Below are 15,166 nucleotides of genomic sequence, written 5' to 3' on the forward strand. Positions count from 1 at the left end.
CTTTTTATTATGCGGAGGGTGCCCTTTGCACTATACGGATCCGGCTCCGAGGCTTTTTGCTATGCCCGCCAAAAATTGCGCTCCGCCCGCCTACAGGCGGCGAGTCTCACGGGGGGTCATCCCGTAGTAATCTTTGAAGGATCTACTGAAGTGCGAGAGGTTTTTGAAGCCAAAATCAGTCGCGATATCACTGATCGATTTGCTCTTATTGGTGACCAGCAGGCGGTGACTGGCGGTGAGGCGCTGCTGCCAAAGCCATTTGTAGGCCGTCGTATTTTCACCAGCGAACAGCCGGTTCAACGTACGCTCGGAGACATGGGTATCGAACGCCACTGACTCGATCGTCAGATCGGAATTGCCCAGGTTGGCGAGGATGAAGGACTTGATGCGGTTGAGCTGCTGCAGCTGTCGCGCTTCCTCTTTGACGTCGGTATCACCGTATTCAGCGTCAAAGCTGGCGGACAAGACATCCAGCAGTGAGCCAAGCAGCCGGCCCTCGATATTGCCGTCGGCAGGTTGTGACCGCCACATCTCCATCATCATTGACCGAGTGATTTTCCCCACACCTTCGTTCCCATGCAGAGTCAGACTGAGCAGGGAGGGCGCCTTGAACACATGCTTGTTCATTACGCTATGCGGGACGCTCAGGATGATCTGATCATCACCATTGGGGAAGCTGCATGAGTAAGGACGGGAGCTATCGTAAATGACGATGTCTCCAGCTTTTTGCAGTGACTCCCGGGCATTTTGAACAACCTGAGCGACTGGGCACATTGAGAGGACGATGTAATACAGATCGGCCTCGCTTTCCGGACGCCTGTGATAAGCGACTGGTTTGGATGAGATATGGCTGATCTGGCAGGGCCCGAAGGATTTCACCTCCAGCGAACCGTGGAAATCATCAGTTACCAACAACTGACCATTGGTCTTGTCATAGGTGGAACAAACGACTGAATGCCATTTGGCAAAATCGGTGCACTCAAAGCTATGGGCATGGATTTGAGTCATCACTCCCTCCTGCCAATCTCTGGACACGGGCATTAGGAAAAGTCGCACATCACAATTATGTGCGTACGACCAAACAGGGTTTTCAAGAGCCTCCGTGGCCACCACCGCGCGTCACTGCCAAGACTGAGTCTGCCTGCACGGTACGAGCCTGATCATAGCAGCTTCCATCGCGTAATCAGCCAATCACCCGTCGGTTGGCACGGCAGACCAAGAGATTGGCATTGAGGACAAAGCCGCACTTGTTTGACCTGCATACGATGAAGTTCGCAAGTAGACGGCCGACAGCGCTGGCGACCTTGCGAACCCATGGGTTTCGCCCTTCAGAACAACTAACAATTCAAGGGACGTAGCGATGCAAGACACACGGCCAATTAACCGTCTGATAGCGAACGTGTCATCCGCCAAAAGCATCTTCATTGCAGCCTTCATCACCCAGTTTTGTATGGGATACGAAGTGCTGCTGCGCATCAGTGCGGCCACAAAAATCAAAGGTGAGTTCTTTGACGTCTCTCACCCACTTACTTCCGGAGCGATGATCGGTGAGATCCTAGGTGTCATCTATTTGGGGTTCGCCATCTCCAACCTGCTGATGGCGCCGTTCATCGACCTGCTAGGTATCCGAAAAGTACATATCGGCAGTATTGCGCTCTTCACCGGCGGCACAATGCTGATCGCCAATGCCCAGCCCGATCACGACGACGCCTACATGCTCCTGTGGGGTGGGTCGTTAATTCAGGGCATCGCTTGGGGCTGGATAGAGGCCGCCTTGAACCCGTTGATCGTCTCGATCTATCCCAAGCAGAAAGTACCCAAGCTGAATCTGTTCTTCAGCGCATTCGCGCTCGGCATGCTGATCGCAGCGCCCACGTCAGTGCTGATCGACACCTACCACATCAGCTGGCGTATCCAGATCTGCTTGGTCTTGATTCCGGCGGTCATCGCGCTGTGCCTGGCGCTTCGGTTGCGTTACCCCCCAAGCGAGCGGGTCACTGAAGGTGTCTCGCTGCCTCAGATGTTCAAGTACACCTTTGGACGCGCGGCTTTCTACGTGTTCCTGTTCGCGATGCTACTTACGGCTGCTACCGAGATGGTACCCAGTAACTGGATGGATTTGACCCTGACGCGCATCGTGGGCATCGAAGGGTTCTGGCTGGTCGCCTTTGTGTATACGGTTCAAATCGCTGTGCGGTTATGCACGGGCTTGTTCAATCGCTACATTGGCTCAAGTGGAATCATGTTCTTTGGTGCTGCATTCGCCGCCGTGGGGCTGCTGGTTATGAGCCAGGCCGCCAGCGCATGGGCCGGGATGTTCGCGGCGCTGCTTTTCGGAATGGGAACCAGCGTCATGTGGCCTACGATGCTCGGAAGTACCTCGGAGAGGTTTCCCAAAGGCGGCTCGCTCGCGATCGGTGTAATGGCGTCCTGTGGAATGCTGTCGTCCTACACCCTCATCGCAGGTTTCGGTGTGTTGTTCGATCAGACCAAGGTGAAGGTTGCCGGCGGAGCTCAAGCTTTCGAAGCACTCAAGGACAAAACGCCTGAATTCGATTGGGTCATGAGTCAGTCGACCACACACATGTTTGAGTTGGCCGCCCTCTTCCCGATTGCAGTCACCGCCTTCTTCGCAGTGGCTTGGTACATCGATTCGCAAAAGCGCCGCAAGGGCGACCAAGCCCGACGAGTTGAGAACGCTCAGGCAGCGCAGGATAATGGAATCGAAGCGCGCAGCACCCTAAACGCCCTTGAGCCGAGGTAAGTGACCCTGACGTTACTCAGCGTCCAAGCTTCCCACAATCTGCTCCGCCGCGCGAAGGATCTCATCGCGAAACCGCAGGAGATTTTCGGATCGGATCGTGGGAACGAACAGCGCCAGACTCCCACGACATGCGCCGCTGCTATCGATTAGCGGCGCAGCGATGGCATGCACCCCGTTCTGCAGCTCATCATGGGAATGAGCAAAACCCGCCGAGCGAATTCCCTCCAAGCGCTTGAAAATTTCGTCGGATCCAGGAACGCCCTCAAGCACCCGGTCGATGGTTGGTTGAGGCTGACATGCCAACAGGGCGAGGCCACTGGCGCCAAGATAGGCAGGATAATGAGAGCCTGGAGTGTGCTGGACTTGGACAAGGTGGCCGGTGGCGACGACCTGATCGAGCACCACCGCTTGTTTGCCATCCAGGCCATGCAGCGAGACAGACTCTGCGCAACGGGATACGAGCTCAGCCATGAACGGCCTTGCGATAACCTGAAGGCTAGGGCCCGCCAATTGGTTTAGCCTCGGAATAGCAAAACCTAACGCATAGCCACGGTCGGTCTTTCTAACGAACGATCGACCCGCCAGCGTCGAGAGCAACCTGTGCGCCACCGTGCGGTTGATGCTGCAGGATTTGGCCACATCGGCGACCGATATAGGCCCCTCTTGCGCCACCTTCTCCAGCACCTCTAGCATCAAGTCGCCGGTTGACGAAATCTCTGACACATGGCCCCCTAAGCAGCGCCGTAAATTTGAATTGCGCCATGATAGGCGGTCGGCTCCCCAAGGGCCAGCTTGGCCACTGACTGGTAAACCACCCATGTTGCAGGGATAAATTTAAGAAAGTAAGTCCGCTATTCGGGACGGGTCTGCTTCATGTAAGGAAGCTCATCAAACTCTTTGAACCAGGCGGCCAAATCCTCGCGTCCATTGCGCCATTGGTAATCAGGGAACCTGAAATCCAAGTACCCCAGCGCGCATCCGATACTGATAGTGCCAATATCAATGCGCTCACGTAACTGATCGACAATGGATACGAAGTGATCAAGCGCCGAGATGATTTTCTCTTTCTGGCCATCTAACCATGGGGCCCAGTGTAATGCCTCAGGGCGAAACGCTTTCTCATAACGAATGATCATCGCAGCGTCCAGCAACCCATCTGCAAGCGCCTGTTCACGTAATGCTTGCCAACGCAGTTCACCGGTGGGGAATATCTTTTTCCGCCCGAGGCTGTCGAGGTACTCACAAATGACGCGACTGTCGAACAGGGGCTCACCATCGTCTTTGAAGAATGTCGGAATTTTCCCTAGCGGATTGCCCTTCACGATATCCAGATCGCGATTAATGGGGTGAGCTTTCCCAGATAGCCTCTCGATGCTGTCGTTTAGGCCCAGCACGTGCGCAGTGACGATTACTTTCCTCACAAAAGGGGAAGGCAGTGCGTAGTAGATCTTCATTGGCGCCTACAGCTCCATATTGTTATGAATGGGGATTCCCCAGACCAGCTTGACTCCCAGACAGAAAGTTCAAACAGCCTGGCTTCGAAGAACGCTGACAGGAGACCTCCTGTATTGCTTTCTGAAGGAGCGGCTGAAATGTGAAAGGTTTTTGAATCCGTTGCTGAAGGCGGCGTCCGTCACGTCCCGGCAATTCCCGGCAGCCAACGCTTCGTAGCTCGCCTCAATCCGTTTAGAGATCAGCCACCGCATGAAGGTCGTGCTGTCGTCGGAAAATAGTCGGTACAGCGATCTCGTCGACAGCCCTACCCCTTTCGCCACCCTCTCGGCACTGAGATCTGGATCGGAGATGTATTTGAGGATGTACCGCTTGGCTTTCGCGAGCTTGTCATGCTCCACGCTGCGATCTTTGGTTGAGCAATTAGTGGATAAATACTTCAGGGCAGCCTCCGCCAGGATCTGACTGAGCATTTCCTGATCTCGGGTCGACTCACTGAACCGCGAAGAGGAAGCAAATCCTTGCAGGGACGCTGCCGTAATGGCGGCAAAAGCATCTGCGCCTTCAGTGACCTCCCACAACAAATCCTTCGGACTGCGATAGGACTCGTCTACCAGATATCTCTCAAGCCGTATGCTGACCAGATGAGTCAAGGCTGTGACCTTGACCGAGAATCTCTCGGCGCCGTCGACCATCAGTAGGCCCCCTGCCGACACCCTGGCCGCTCTGTGTGCGCTTTCGATTTCCAGGACGCCAGACAGGCACACGTAAAGGTAATAGCTATCCCCACGATCACCGTCCGTGACCGCCAGATGACCTACACCTACCCCCAATCGCCCCGATCGAAGGCTGATCATCCGACCCTGGGCAATGTTCTGGATCTGCTGGGCGCTGATCTTACTAACTGTTTTTGATACCCGAAGCGTATCGCCGTAATGCTCCCGCAAGATGCCGGCGGCGTCAGTGGGAGTTTCTAGGGATTTATTCTTATCTAGAAGCGTACTGGCGGACATGATGATCACCGTTCAAAGGTCTGACTTGTAGCGTCCGGGAGGGATACGTGCTCTTAGCTGCACCGCAGCGCCGAACCCTTCCCATCGCCAAATTCGTTCGATATGCGAACGAAAATGATCGATATACGAACACTACCCTTCATGAATCCGGACGTCAATATCACCGGGCAAGCAGCCAGCGTCAGCGATAAACGTATCACATTGAAAAATATGAAGTTTCTTAACCAGCCAATTGTCGGAAGCTGAGTTCATTCAACCGAGGAGCTTCGACTTCAACCATGACCTTCAACTGACGTGCCCATACCGCCTGTGAATCGGGCGTCCGCGCGGTTGGTAGGGCTGGGCTCTCATACTTGAGCGTCGAGCAACCCTCGACGCATCACGTTGGCACTTGGGAGAGCACGAGGGGCTCGCGGGTCGGGCGTGGCCTGCTCATAGCCGAAGGCTTTGCTGACAAGCAATTGCTCGGAATGGGCAACCACCGGATTGGAGACCGCTTGGCGACCGCCTCTGATGTCCCCCACAGTTATGGTAATAGCGCGCAATCCTGCGCCGGCAAACGCGCCGTTGTGTTTCCGCCATCCATGGATAGCTGATTGAGCAGGGAGGGGGTTGCATCTAGGTGGGATATGTCACCAAGGGAAGATTTTCTCTGTCCATCGCCTGCACAATCGTTGAACGAAGGGGCAGTCTTTTCCTCAGCTTCGGTTCCCTTGGCGTCATTCTGAGGGGCTGGAACACCGATTTGCACTTCGATCCAACTTGCAGATTTAGGTAAGTAATCAACCGTGCCCACGATCTTCGCAACGTTTAAATCCGCACTCAGCACGCCATTTTCAAGCTGGCATTGACTGAACTCGTACTCCATACGATTGGGGGAATCCAACAGCGGCAGCTGAACGTAAATCAGGGATATCCAAGGCATCATGACGGTTGGCCAAGGGGTTAAACATGCCGATTCGAAGCCCCATGAGCGCTCCTGGCCTTGGCGCGAGAGCTGAAAATGCTGGATGAGTCAGCGCCGCTGCGGTCAGCGGCGACGCGGACGGTCACTGGAGGAGTGGAGGAAGATTTCAGCAGGGAGCGCCTACTAGGCATCGCGTAATGGCGCAGCTGCCGGGCAAGATAGGTGGATTAGTCGCCAGCGCGCTGTAGCCTCTTGGTTCGCTGCTCGTTGAGATACGCGCTCAGACGGTTCCTGACCGCAGCGGCCTTTTCATCAGTCCATTCGTAAAAGCCCTTGCCAGTTTTCATACCGAGATTGCCCCCGGAGACCAACTGTTCAAGGTAGGGATGCGGGCCAGGGCACACGTCCAGGTCAGAGATGATCACGTTGTGGATATCCAGGGTCAGGTTGAGGCCGACCATATCGGACTGCTCCAAGGTACCCAGTACGCCCAGTCGAGACCCAAAGCCAAGCTTGATGACCTTGTCGACCGTTTCGGCATCACAGACACCATTGGCAACCAACGCGATGGCTTCACGCTTGAGAGCGTGCTGGAGCCTGTTCCCGATAAACCCCGGAATATCGCGGTGAACAACCACGGGCTCCTGGCCCACCGACGCGAGCAGATCCACCATCTCATCCCTACGTTGCGGACTGGTTTGTTCGATCTCCACCACCTCGACCAAAGGCACCAAGTAGGGGGGATTCCAGAAGTGCATCCCCATTACGCGAGATTTGTCGATCACAGGCTCCGCGATACGAGTGATTGGGATCACGGAAGTGTTGGAAGCCAACACAGCATGCGAAGGCGAATGCGCATCCAGTGCCGCGAAAATCGCCTGCTTAATCTCAAGCTTTTCGGAAACGGCCTCCACAACCAGGTCAGCCTCCCCCACCGCTTCGATGAGGTTGGTCGAGACCGCGATGCGAGCAGCTGTTTCTGCAGGACTCCCCATCTGCTCGCAGATCTTGTCGATGTTCAACTGCGCTCGCTGAAGGCTCTCATGCGATACATCGTGCAAGACAACCTTATGGCCGCTGGCAGCGAAGAGCTGGGCAATCCCTTGCCCCATCAGCCCGGCACCAATCACGGTGATGTGTTTCATACCCATGCCTCCTTACATCAGCGCTTAGGGCCTTCACCGAATCGGAAGGTTTGGTCGGGGTCGATCACGGCAATGATGCGCACGCCGCAACCTTCGCCGCCCGGCCAGCGCCATGGAAAGCACATGAACGTGCACCGCTGGCCGGTGACCGCATCGAGATTACCACCGACGTTTTCGATGCCAGGAATACCACCCTTAACCATCAGGGTCTTGTGACCTGCTTCCCAGTCAGGAAAATCCTTTTTTGGATCTCGACCGGTGTATTCCTTGTACTCTTCGATCAGGTGCGGGTGAGTCGGGCCAAGACCGTGGTCGACAAGCTTGGTCGCCATGGGGTGGTCGTTGGACTGGACGTCGTAGCCCACCAACTTGACCTTCTTGTCGACCAGCCATTGCGCGCCATCACGGTAGATGCCTGGCGAGTAGGAGTAGTACTCGTCGGTGTCAGCCATCTTCTTGTGCATGCCGGTGTTAATCATCACGATATCGCCTTCACGAATCGCTGGGCTTGCTGCTTCAAGGTCGGCAGCCGTGATGACTTCCCACTTGCCTTTTGGAATGGAGACCACCACACCGGTACCGAAGAAGCGCCACATCGGATAGCCCATCAAATCAGGGGTATCTTCAGTCACGTGCAGCGGAGCGTCGACGTGGGTACCACGGTGCATGATCCCTTCGAACTCGGTCTCATAGACGCCGTCACGGGCATGAAACTTCTTGGTCACGACGTTGATACCTGGGTTAGATGGCCATTCAGGCATACCGTGGCCCCAAGGGTGAGTCAGGTCGAAATATTGCAGGTTGGCAGACATGTTGGGTGCCTCATTTCAAAGATGGTAGGTAGGCGTCGCTCAGTGGCTGTTCCCGGGTTCAACGCGGGCAGAGCCAGTAGGGTCGATGAGAGCTACGAAGCGAATCGGACAGGCGTCCAGCATGTTTCCGCGCCATGGGGCTGCATGGAATGTGCAGCGCGAGCCCACCAGCTCCGAGACATCTCCGCCTACCTGCTCGATGGTAGGGATACCTGCCTCCAGCAACGTTTTGTGCGCAACGTTCCACACTGGGTGGTCATCATTAGGGTTACGGCCGGTTTCGCTTTTGTAGTGACCTGGCAGACGCTTCATCAGCGGGCCACCACGATGCGCCCCCATGGAAGTAGCCAGAGGGTGGTCTACATGCGGAGTATCGATAGCGAACGTGCGAATCTGACGCTCGACCAGCCAACGGGCACCACTTGCAGACAGGCCAGGAGCCTCTCCGAAATACTCCAGGCTATCGCTGTACTTCGTGTGCCAGCCGGTCACCACTACTACAAAATCGCCAGCTTCGATCTTCGGAATGGCCTTTTCGAAATCTTCAGCATCAATGGTTTCCCATCGCGCTTTGGGGATGTCCAGAACAACACCATTGCCGAAGAAGCAGTTGAGCGGCAGTTGACCGATCCCGATACCGCGCTGCACGAGATGGATCGGTGCGTTCATGTGCGTGCCGGTATGCATAACCATACGCACGCGAGTGGCCATTACGCCGTGCTCAGCGTGTTTGACCGAACGGTGCATCAGAACATCATTGTGACCTGGCAGAGAAGGAACACCAAAGCCCCACTCGTGGCTTAGTTCCACGAGCTTAAGGCCCGACCAAGGATCTGTAACCTCAAACATATTATTCTCCTCATTAAACTATTAAATCTTGGACAGCCTGAGACCCACCCAGAGAGTTCTGCGCGAGGCTAGTTCAACACCAACGGCACTGGGTGATTGAAGTTCGTTACTGCATTGTTCAATCGTACGTGATGGACTTAATGTCGGCTTGGCTCTGAATGCCAAGCGTTGCGCTGACGGTGCCAAAAAAAGGGAGCCTGAGCTCCCATGAGGAAATCCCCTCAAAGCCGTATCGCATTTCAGACAGGAGCTGCTCTGGCCGGCACGATCGTGCCTACGCAATCCCCAAAACCGATCTTAAATCCGTCTCCCTTGGCGCTTCCTTTGAGCGTCACTGTGTCGCCATCATTGAGAAAACTACGAGTTCCGCCGCCGTTGAGCTCAATAGGGTGTTTCCCACCCCAGGACAATTCAAGCAGGGAGCCGAAGTTATCAGGCCGTGGCCCAGAGATAGTTCCCGAACCAAGCAAGTCGCCCACTCGCATACTGCAGCCACAGGAAGTGTGATGACATAGTTGCTGAGGAGCGGAGAAATAGAGTTCTTTGTAGTTAGTGCGAGCGAGTGTAGTTGGCTCTCCGGCGCCTGGAGTAAGCACTACTTCCAGATCGATGTCGTAGAGCATGTCCCGCGTTTCCTGCAAATGCTTGAGTAACGGGACATCACGCTCTTTAGAGCGAGTGCGGAATGGCTCCAAAGCTGCCTTGGAAACGATCCATGGTGAGATCGTCGTCGCGGTCGCCTTGGACTGGAAAGGCCCAAGCGGTTGGTACTCCCACGACTGGATATCGCGTGCAGACCAATCATTCAAAAGCACATAGCCGAAAATCATGTCGTCTGCTTGTTCCACAGAAACCATTCCGGATGAGGGCTGTCCGACAATAGCGCCCACTTCTAGCTCTATGTCAAAACGTTCACACGGCGAAAAGACAGGGTCTACCCCCTCACGCTTCAACTGACCCCAAGGGCGCTGGACGGGTGTCCCGGAGACGCAGACCGATGAAGCACGACCATTGTATCCGATAGGCATCCACAGCCAGTTAGGCGTCAGCGCGTTTTCCTTACCACGAAACATTGTTCCAACGTTCGTTGCATGTTGCTTGCTGGAATAAAAATCGGTGTATTCGGTGACGTCCAGAGGCAGCAAAAGCTGTACGTCCTTGCGGGGCACTAGATGTGCACGCACCGATTCCTCGTACTGCTTGTCTGTCAGCAGTTCGGTGAGTCGCGCCCTGAACGTTGACCACACCACCGGGCCGGCAGCCATGAAATCGTTCCAGGTCGGCCTGTTGAAATACTGCGGGTCTAGGCCGTGGTCGATATTCACAACGTCGAGCACGTAGTCCCCGATGGCAACACCGCAGTGAGGTGCAATCCCAGGCAGCGAGAACACACCATAAGGCAAATTATTGAGTGGAAAATCGGTCGTTGGGCTATTGGCACTTTCGACCCAACTTTTCAAAAGGGGCATTGGTTAGAACTCCGCATGACAGATCCAGCTTTAGGCTTATGGGCTTTGAGCAAAACCTAAGCGTTCTGGGCGATTAGTTTACCAACGTACTTCGCCGCAGCCCCTGCCGTGAAACCACCATCAACAGGCATGTCATGGCCCGTAACGAAGCTTGCATCGTCGCTCGCCAGAAATAGCATGCATGCAGCGACCTCTTCGCCCCTGCCGTTACGCCCCATGGGTGTAAGCGAAGCCATCGGCTGGATGTAAGGCTGGCCTGCGTTCAACTCAGTCTCAATCACGCCAGGACTGACGGAGTTGACGCGAATGTTCCAGTCCACAAAATCCATCGCCGCGATTTTGGTCAATCCCCGCAGAGCCCACTTGCTCGCGCCATAGGCAACAAAAGCCTCGCCATGATGAGATGCAAGCGAGCAGGTGTTGATGATCGATCCGCCCCCACCCTCACGCATGATAGGCGCCACGGTGCGCATTCCAATGTATGCGCCTTTGAGATTGACGGAGAATGTACGATCCCACTTGTCGAGATCAGTGGTCATCATCGTTCCGCGATCATTGATGCCGGCATTGTTCACGAGAATATCGACACGGCCAGCCCGATGCAGAACCTCTTCGCAGGCGAGCTGCCAGCTTTGTTCGGACGCGACGTCCAACTCAATGGCAAATGCATTGTGGCCTGCACCGCTGAGTGCGCTGGCGAGTGCGCTGGCCTTCTCGAAGGCAACATCGCAGATAGCGACAGTGCTGCCGGCCTGGGCAAATTTCTCAGCAATGACTTGTCCGATGCCACCTGAGGCGCCTGTGATAATGGTCACTTTGCCACTTAGATCTTTCATGAATTCCTCGCAGATGTTTGCTAATCAGACGACTTACGAATCAATCCGCAAGCGGGACAAAACGATACCCAGCTCCGCTCGCTTTCAACCTTCCAAAACCCGGCATATCGGTATGGGTGCCCGCGATAATTTGTTCATCCTCCGCGACCTGGCGCATGGTGTTTCGCCGGGTTTCTTCGGCTAGACGGGCGTTCACATCAAAAGAAACACCAATGCCGGTATCAGAGAATTGCCAATCGGGTGCGTGAACGATGTCGCCCCACAGCAGGACAGTTTCACCTTGTGATTCGATACGAAAGCCACTGTGACCCGGCGTATGACCAGGCAGATGCACCATCTCGATTCCTGGCAACACCTGACTAGGAGTCAACCACTCAAATTGCGGCAGGACACCATTGAGGCGTTGCGCGGCGTTGAACTGCTGCATGACAGCCTCGTTGCCGGATGGCACCTTCCCTACAAACAGAAAATCGCGTTCGAGCGGATGGGCGACAAACACGGAGCGCGGGAATAAACTGACACCGTCTTCATCGATTGCCCCGCCGAAGTGATCTGCATGAAGGTGCGTGAATAACACGTGAGAGATGTCCTCAGGCTTTATACCCAGCTTGCTGAGTTCCTTGATCAGGCGACCACTAAACTCTGCCTCCTGACCGCCCAGGCCGGTATCGATCAACACCAGCGCGTCAGGGGTTTCTACCAAGAAGCAGTTGATCGAAATCTTGCTTGCAGGCACCTCAGGGACGGGGAGCCCCTCCCCCTGAACAAGCATCCCGGACGGGGCGTCCACGAAGCTTTCCCGAATGGCGGTTATGCGAATGTCACCAACGCTGATTGCACACGTGTGCTCAGTGCGCTGGATTTGGTAATCACCGCGCATCAGGGCCTCCGAATATTTTGGAAATTTCCTGCCTTCTGAGCTCGTTCGCCTTATCGAGCTCTGACAGCACGCTTTGCGGTTCCAGTTGCGTGACGATTTTCGATGCAGAGACGCCGATGAACCCTGCAAGGGTCAGGAGCTCATTTTCGATGAGCGTATAGGCACCCCGAATTTGGTACGCGTGCACTCGTTTGACGTGCCGAGCAAATGCTGCTTCCAGAGACTTGAAACCATTGAGGAAAAAGCTGTCGACCTCCACCCGATTTTCAAAAACGATCTCAATCGAGGCCTGATGCTGCTCGTCGGGCAACAAATGGCGCCCCACATCTACGCCACCGAAGTACTCACGGGTCGGCGTCTCATAGGGCTCATATGAGGTGATTTGCACATGCTTGACTCCGTGCGCGGCGCTGATTGCTGGGCCCAGTTCGGTATGCGCATAGTGATTAAATGCAGACCCCGGCTCGTTGGCGACAAGCATGGCGAATATGCGGTAACTGCTTTCATCTACAGCAGGATTTGTCAGCCTTGCGCGCGGAGAGCTAAACCCTTCCATCGATACGTTGTAGGAGGCTGAGCGCCGAAAAACCGTCGCATCGTCGGAATCCGCGAAAATCCCAACATTTTGCAACCACCAACTGCGCTTCTGTTCACTGTCAAAGATAAACTCGGCCGTCCCGCCGAGCTGACGAGACTCATGCAAGCCTTTGTCTACAACATCGCTTTGCCAAATGACGGGGTCGTACGGTAGAAAATGTAACTGCCGGTAGCGATAGGGGCCGACAAACTTCGCCACGAAATTCCCATGAATATCGTGCCAATATTTATAGAAAATCTCTTCATGGACTTCTGGGCGTCGATACAGGACAGGAACGGAACCAAAAAACGCTTCCATTTTGATCTCCAGTGCGCCTCGGACATAGATAAAATGTCTCACCGCACTCTTCAGTAATCTTCGGCTGCCTTAAACCAGGCTATAGATCCAAAGACCAGCCCGATTCAACGCGCTATTATTTTTGTCAGATTCCCAGCACAAAATGGCTTCTAGTTTGAATCCTCACTTCAAGCATAATCAGTTGCTATGGGAGCCGCATGACTGTCACTGCCAACCAGTCCGCTCATAGCGCCAAAGCATCACGTTCTGGCGTTTTGGTGTAATAAGCCATGAGGCAACCTCTTGCGAACCCGGGAGTAGACTGGTCACCCAGCACCGCTAACCGGGATAGGTCGGTCAGGATGCGGACTGTCCACCATCAACGCCGAGAATCTGGCCGGTGATAAAGCTGGCCCCTTCCGACGCCAAGAAATAGACAGCTTGCGCGACCTCATCCGGTTTCCCAACTCGACCCAACGGAACTGTGGCCTTCGCCATGTCCTGTTTGACCTGCTCAGTCCCTGTCCACCGAGTCAGCATGTCCGTGTCGACCGGCCCAGGCGCCACCGCGTTGACCCTGACCCCATTGCCAGCAAGCTCCAGCGCTGCAGACTTGGTCAGCCCCTCAACCGCATGCTTGCTGGCAGCATAGATCGACGCGCCTGCCGCCCCCTTATGCCCAAAGGAAGATGACACGTTAACGATAGATCCGAAGCCTTGCTTTTGCATGATCTGCGCCTGATGGCGCAGGCTCAGGACAACGCCCATCACGTTAGTATCGAAGGTTGCCCGGTACGACTGAGAGTTTTGCTCACTCAACGGGCCTGGCACACCTTCCGTACCCGCATTATTTATTGCGACGTCCAGGCGACCGAACTTCGAAACGATGGTGTCATGCAGGTGAGCGACGTCCTGTTCGCGAGTCACGTCCGCCTTGATGAAAGCTGCGTTCCCACCCTGCGCTGTGATCTCGGCAACCAGTGATTCGCCACGAGCCTCATCGCGCCCAGACACGACGATGAGAGTCTCGGAATCAATAAACTTCAGGGCAGCAGCTTGACCTATACCAGCCAGCGCGCCTGTCACGAGGACGACCTTAGTTACCATTTCTCTTTCTCCATAAGATAATTGGCACCACAGTATGAGTACCAATAGGGTGAATCAAGCCTGTGGCGCCGCCAGTAAAACTGTTGGCGCCCACAGCAAAAATATTTCAATCAGGCCATGACAACATTGCGAACGGCCCCCAGCCTGTAGAATAAAAACGACTTCCCCCTCCACACTGCCATAACTAAATATCTGCGCACTCAGCCTAAGCATTTGGCCAAGAGCCAGCGATATCTATCTAGGAACTGTGATGAAGAAACAAGTATTCAAACTAAGCCTCGCTATTCCTTCGGCACTAGCAACGCTTCTAGGATTCACACCGCAGGCTTACTCCAATGATACTCAATACATTGACCTGAACCACATTATCACTAAGGACATGATCACTTTTCCTGGCACCAGCGAGGTTGATATCTATGCCAAGGAACCGCGTTACGCCAATGGTGCTTACATCGACAGCATCAGAATGTATGGAATCACTTCAACATATATCGATGCCCCATATCATGTGAGCGAACACGGCAAGAAAATATCCGAGCTGTCACTCGAAGATCTGGCTGATCTTCCGATCATTGTTATTCCCAAGGCGAAAAACGGGAAAACCTTTGAAATTCAGGACTTCCGAGGTTCAGATGTCAAAGGAAAGGCCGTGCTCCTCCACACCGGTGAAGACAGCAATTTTGGGAAGGTCAACTACGGTCAGGACTACCCCTACTTGTCGACAGCTGCGGCAACCTGGTTGGTGCAGCATAAGGCTAAGCTCGTTGGCATCGATGCTCCTCTGATCGACAATTTTCACGATTCAAGCGCAGTACCCGCCCACGATATTCTTCTGGGCAACGGCATTACCGTTGCTGAGGACATGACCAATATCATGGCCGCGTCGGGCAAGAAAGCCACGCTGACTGCCATCCCTCCTCGGGTGGAGATGGCGAGTTTCCCGGCGCGTATTTTTGCGAAGATCACTCACTAATCGCCTCACTCATTGCGAGACCGGTGCCTAAGCACTGTCTCGCAATTTGACCCAGAAGCAACGATACAAGAAGCGGGAATCTTCC

The 15,166-nt window shown here is 54.7% G+C and carries 15 protein-coding genes; 2 read left to right on the forward strand and 13 right to left on the reverse strand.

Annotated features, from left to right (window positions below):
* Nucleotides 1-90: 90 nt before the first annotated feature.
* Nucleotides 91-1,008, reverse strand: a complete 918-nt coding sequence (locus NPS29_RS00615; RefSeq protein ID WP_274130073.1) for a helix-turn-helix domain-containing protein — start codon at nucleotides 1,006-1,008, stop codon at nucleotides 91-93.
* Between the two features lie 352 nt (nucleotides 1,009-1,360).
* Between NPS29_RS00615 and NPS29_RS00620 the strand changes: the two genes are divergently transcribed.
* Nucleotides 1,361-2,764, forward strand: coding sequence for an MFS transporter (locus tag NPS29_RS00620; RefSeq protein WP_274130074.1), 1,404 nt, complete (start codon nucleotides 1,361-1,363; stop codon nucleotides 2,762-2,764).
* 12 nt (nucleotides 2,765-2,776) lie between these two features.
* On the opposite strand, the gene NPS29_RS00625 is transcribed toward NPS29_RS00620, so the two are convergent.
* From NPS29_RS00625 to NPS29_RS00680, 12 genes are all read right to left on the reverse strand, one after another.
* Nucleotides 2,777-3,487, reverse strand: coding sequence for an IclR family transcriptional regulator (locus tag NPS29_RS00625; RefSeq protein ID WP_274130075.1), 711 nt, complete (start codon nucleotides 3,485-3,487; stop codon nucleotides 2,777-2,779).
* A gap of 128 nt (nucleotides 3,488-3,615) precedes the next feature.
* Complete coding sequence (locus NPS29_RS00630) at nucleotides 3,616-4,218, reverse strand: glutathione S-transferase N-terminal domain-containing protein (RefSeq protein ID WP_274130076.1); 603 nt, start codon at nucleotides 4,216-4,218, stop codon at nucleotides 3,616-3,618.
* A 69-nt stretch (nucleotides 4,219-4,287) separates the two neighbouring features.
* Nucleotides 4,288-5,229 (reverse strand): helix-turn-helix domain-containing protein, encoded by a 942-nt coding sequence (locus NPS29_RS00635; RefSeq protein ID WP_274130077.1) that lies wholly within the window; start codon nucleotides 5,227-5,229, stop codon nucleotides 4,288-4,290.
* Between the two features lie 526 nt (nucleotides 5,230-5,755).
* The gene (locus tag NPS29_RS00640) at nucleotides 5,756-6,157 is read right to left on the reverse strand and encodes a hypothetical protein (protein WP_274130078.1); all 402 of its coding nucleotides are present in this window, start codon (nucleotides 6,155-6,157) and stop codon (nucleotides 5,756-5,758) included.
* 206 nt (nucleotides 6,158-6,363) lie between these two features.
* Nucleotides 6,364-7,281 carry a 3-hydroxyacyl-CoA dehydrogenase family protein gene (locus tag NPS29_RS00645; protein WP_274130079.1) on the reverse strand — a complete coding sequence of 306 codons (918 nt, stop codon included), beginning with the start codon at nucleotides 7,279-7,281 and terminating at the stop codon, nucleotides 6,364-6,366.
* 17 nt (nucleotides 7,282-7,298) lie between these two features.
* Nucleotides 7,299-8,093, reverse strand: coding sequence for a cyclase family protein (locus tag NPS29_RS00650; RefSeq protein WP_274130080.1), 795 nt, complete (start codon nucleotides 8,091-8,093; stop codon nucleotides 7,299-7,301).
* Nucleotides 8,094-8,132: 39 nt separating this feature from the next.
* Nucleotides 8,133-8,942, reverse strand: a complete 810-nt coding sequence (locus NPS29_RS00655) for a cyclase family protein (protein WP_274130081.1) — start codon at nucleotides 8,940-8,942, stop codon at nucleotides 8,133-8,135.
* 239 nt (nucleotides 8,943-9,181) lie between these two features.
* Nucleotides 9,182-10,411 (reverse strand): fumarylacetoacetase, encoded by a 1,230-nt coding sequence (gene fahA, locus NPS29_RS00660; protein WP_274130082.1) that lies wholly within the window; start codon nucleotides 10,409-10,411, stop codon nucleotides 9,182-9,184.
* A gap of 56 nt (nucleotides 10,412-10,467) precedes the next feature.
* On the reverse strand, nucleotides 10,468-11,247 hold the full coding sequence (locus NPS29_RS00665) for an SDR family NAD(P)-dependent oxidoreductase (protein ID WP_274130083.1): 780 nt from the start codon (nucleotides 11,245-11,247) through the stop codon (nucleotides 10,468-10,470).
* A gap of 40 nt (nucleotides 11,248-11,287) precedes the next feature.
* Nucleotides 11,288-12,127 (reverse strand): MBL fold metallo-hydrolase, encoded by an 840-nt coding sequence (locus NPS29_RS00670; protein WP_274130085.1) that lies wholly within the window; start codon nucleotides 12,125-12,127, stop codon nucleotides 11,288-11,290.
* Entirely contained in the window at nucleotides 12,117-13,022 is a 906-nt protein-coding gene (locus NPS29_RS00675) for a hypothetical protein (protein ID WP_274130086.1), read from the reverse strand. Before NPS29_RS00675 ends, NPS29_RS00670 begins: the two co-directional genes overlap by 11 nt.
* 336 nt (nucleotides 13,023-13,358) lie before the next feature.
* Nucleotides 13,359-14,108: an SDR family NAD(P)-dependent oxidoreductase gene (locus NPS29_RS00680; protein WP_274130088.1), complete on the reverse strand. Its 750-nt coding sequence runs from the start codon at nucleotides 14,106-14,108 to the stop codon at nucleotides 13,359-13,361.
* Nucleotides 14,109-14,358: 250 nt separating this feature from the next.
* Here NPS29_RS00680 and NPS29_RS00685 point away from each other — a divergent pair, with 250 nt between their 5' ends.
* On the forward strand, nucleotides 14,359-15,081 hold the full coding sequence (locus tag NPS29_RS00685; protein WP_274130089.1) for a cyclase family protein: 723 nt from the start codon (nucleotides 14,359-14,361) through the stop codon (nucleotides 15,079-15,081).
* Nucleotides 15,082-15,166: the final 85 nt, after the last annotated feature.

Source organism: Pseudomonas putida (assembly GCF_028682175.1).
In the GTDB taxonomy this organism is placed as follows: Bacteria; Pseudomonadota; Gammaproteobacteria; order Pseudomonadales; family Pseudomonadaceae; genus Aquipseudomonas; species Aquipseudomonas putida_AD.

Excerpts from the sequence above, each read along its gene's own strand:
- NPS29_RS00615 (WP_274130073.1), bottom strand. The coding sequence starts at position 1,008 with ATGACTCAAATCCATGCCCATAGCTTTGAGTGCACCGATTTTGCCAAA.
- NPS29_RS00620 (WP_274130074.1), top strand. The coding sequence starts at position 1,361 with ATGCAAGACACACGGCCAATTAACCGTCTGATAGCGAACGTGTCATCC.
- NPS29_RS00630 (WP_274130076.1), bottom strand. The coding sequence starts at position 4,218 with ATGAAGATCTACTACGCACTGCCTTCCCCTTTTGTGAGGAAAGTAATC.
- NPS29_RS00635 (WP_274130077.1), bottom strand. The coding sequence starts at position 5,229 with ATGTCCGCCAGTACGCTTCTAGATAAGAATAAATCCCTAGAAACTCCC.
- NPS29_RS00640 (WP_274130078.1), bottom strand. The coding sequence starts at position 6,157 with ATGATGCCTTGGATATCCCTGATTTACGTTCAGCTGCCGCTGTTGGAT.
- NPS29_RS00645 (WP_274130079.1), bottom strand. The coding sequence starts at position 7,281 with ATGAAACACATCACCGTGATTGGTGCCGGGCTGATGGGGCAAGGGATT.
- NPS29_RS00650 (WP_274130080.1), bottom strand. The coding sequence starts at position 8,093 with ATGTCTGCCAACCTGCAATATTTCGACCTGACTCACCCTTGGGGCCAC.
- NPS29_RS00655 (WP_274130081.1), bottom strand. The coding sequence starts at position 8,942 with ATGTTTGAGGTTACAGATCCTTGGTCGGGCCTTAAGCTCGTGGAACTA.
- fahA (WP_274130082.1), bottom strand. The coding sequence starts at position 10,411 with ATGCCCCTTTTGAAAAGTTGGGTCGAAAGTGCCAATAGCCCAACGACC.
- NPS29_RS00665 (WP_274130083.1), bottom strand. The coding sequence starts at position 11,247 with ATGAAAGATCTAAGTGGCAAAGTGACCATTATCACAGGCGCCTCAGGT.
- NPS29_RS00670 (WP_274130085.1), bottom strand. The coding sequence starts at position 12,127 with ATGCGCGGTGATTACCAAATCCAGCGCACTGAGCACACGTGTGCAATC.
- NPS29_RS00675 (WP_274130086.1), bottom strand. The coding sequence starts at position 13,022 with ATGGAAGCGTTTTTTGGTTCCGTTCCTGTCCTGTATCGACGCCCAGAA.
- NPS29_RS00680 (WP_274130088.1), bottom strand. The coding sequence starts at position 14,108 with ATGGTAACTAAGGTCGTCCTCGTGACAGGCGCGCTGGCTGGTATAGGT.
- NPS29_RS00685 (WP_274130089.1), top strand. The coding sequence starts at position 14,359 with ATGAAGAAACAAGTATTCAAACTAAGCCTCGCTATTCCTTCGGCACTA.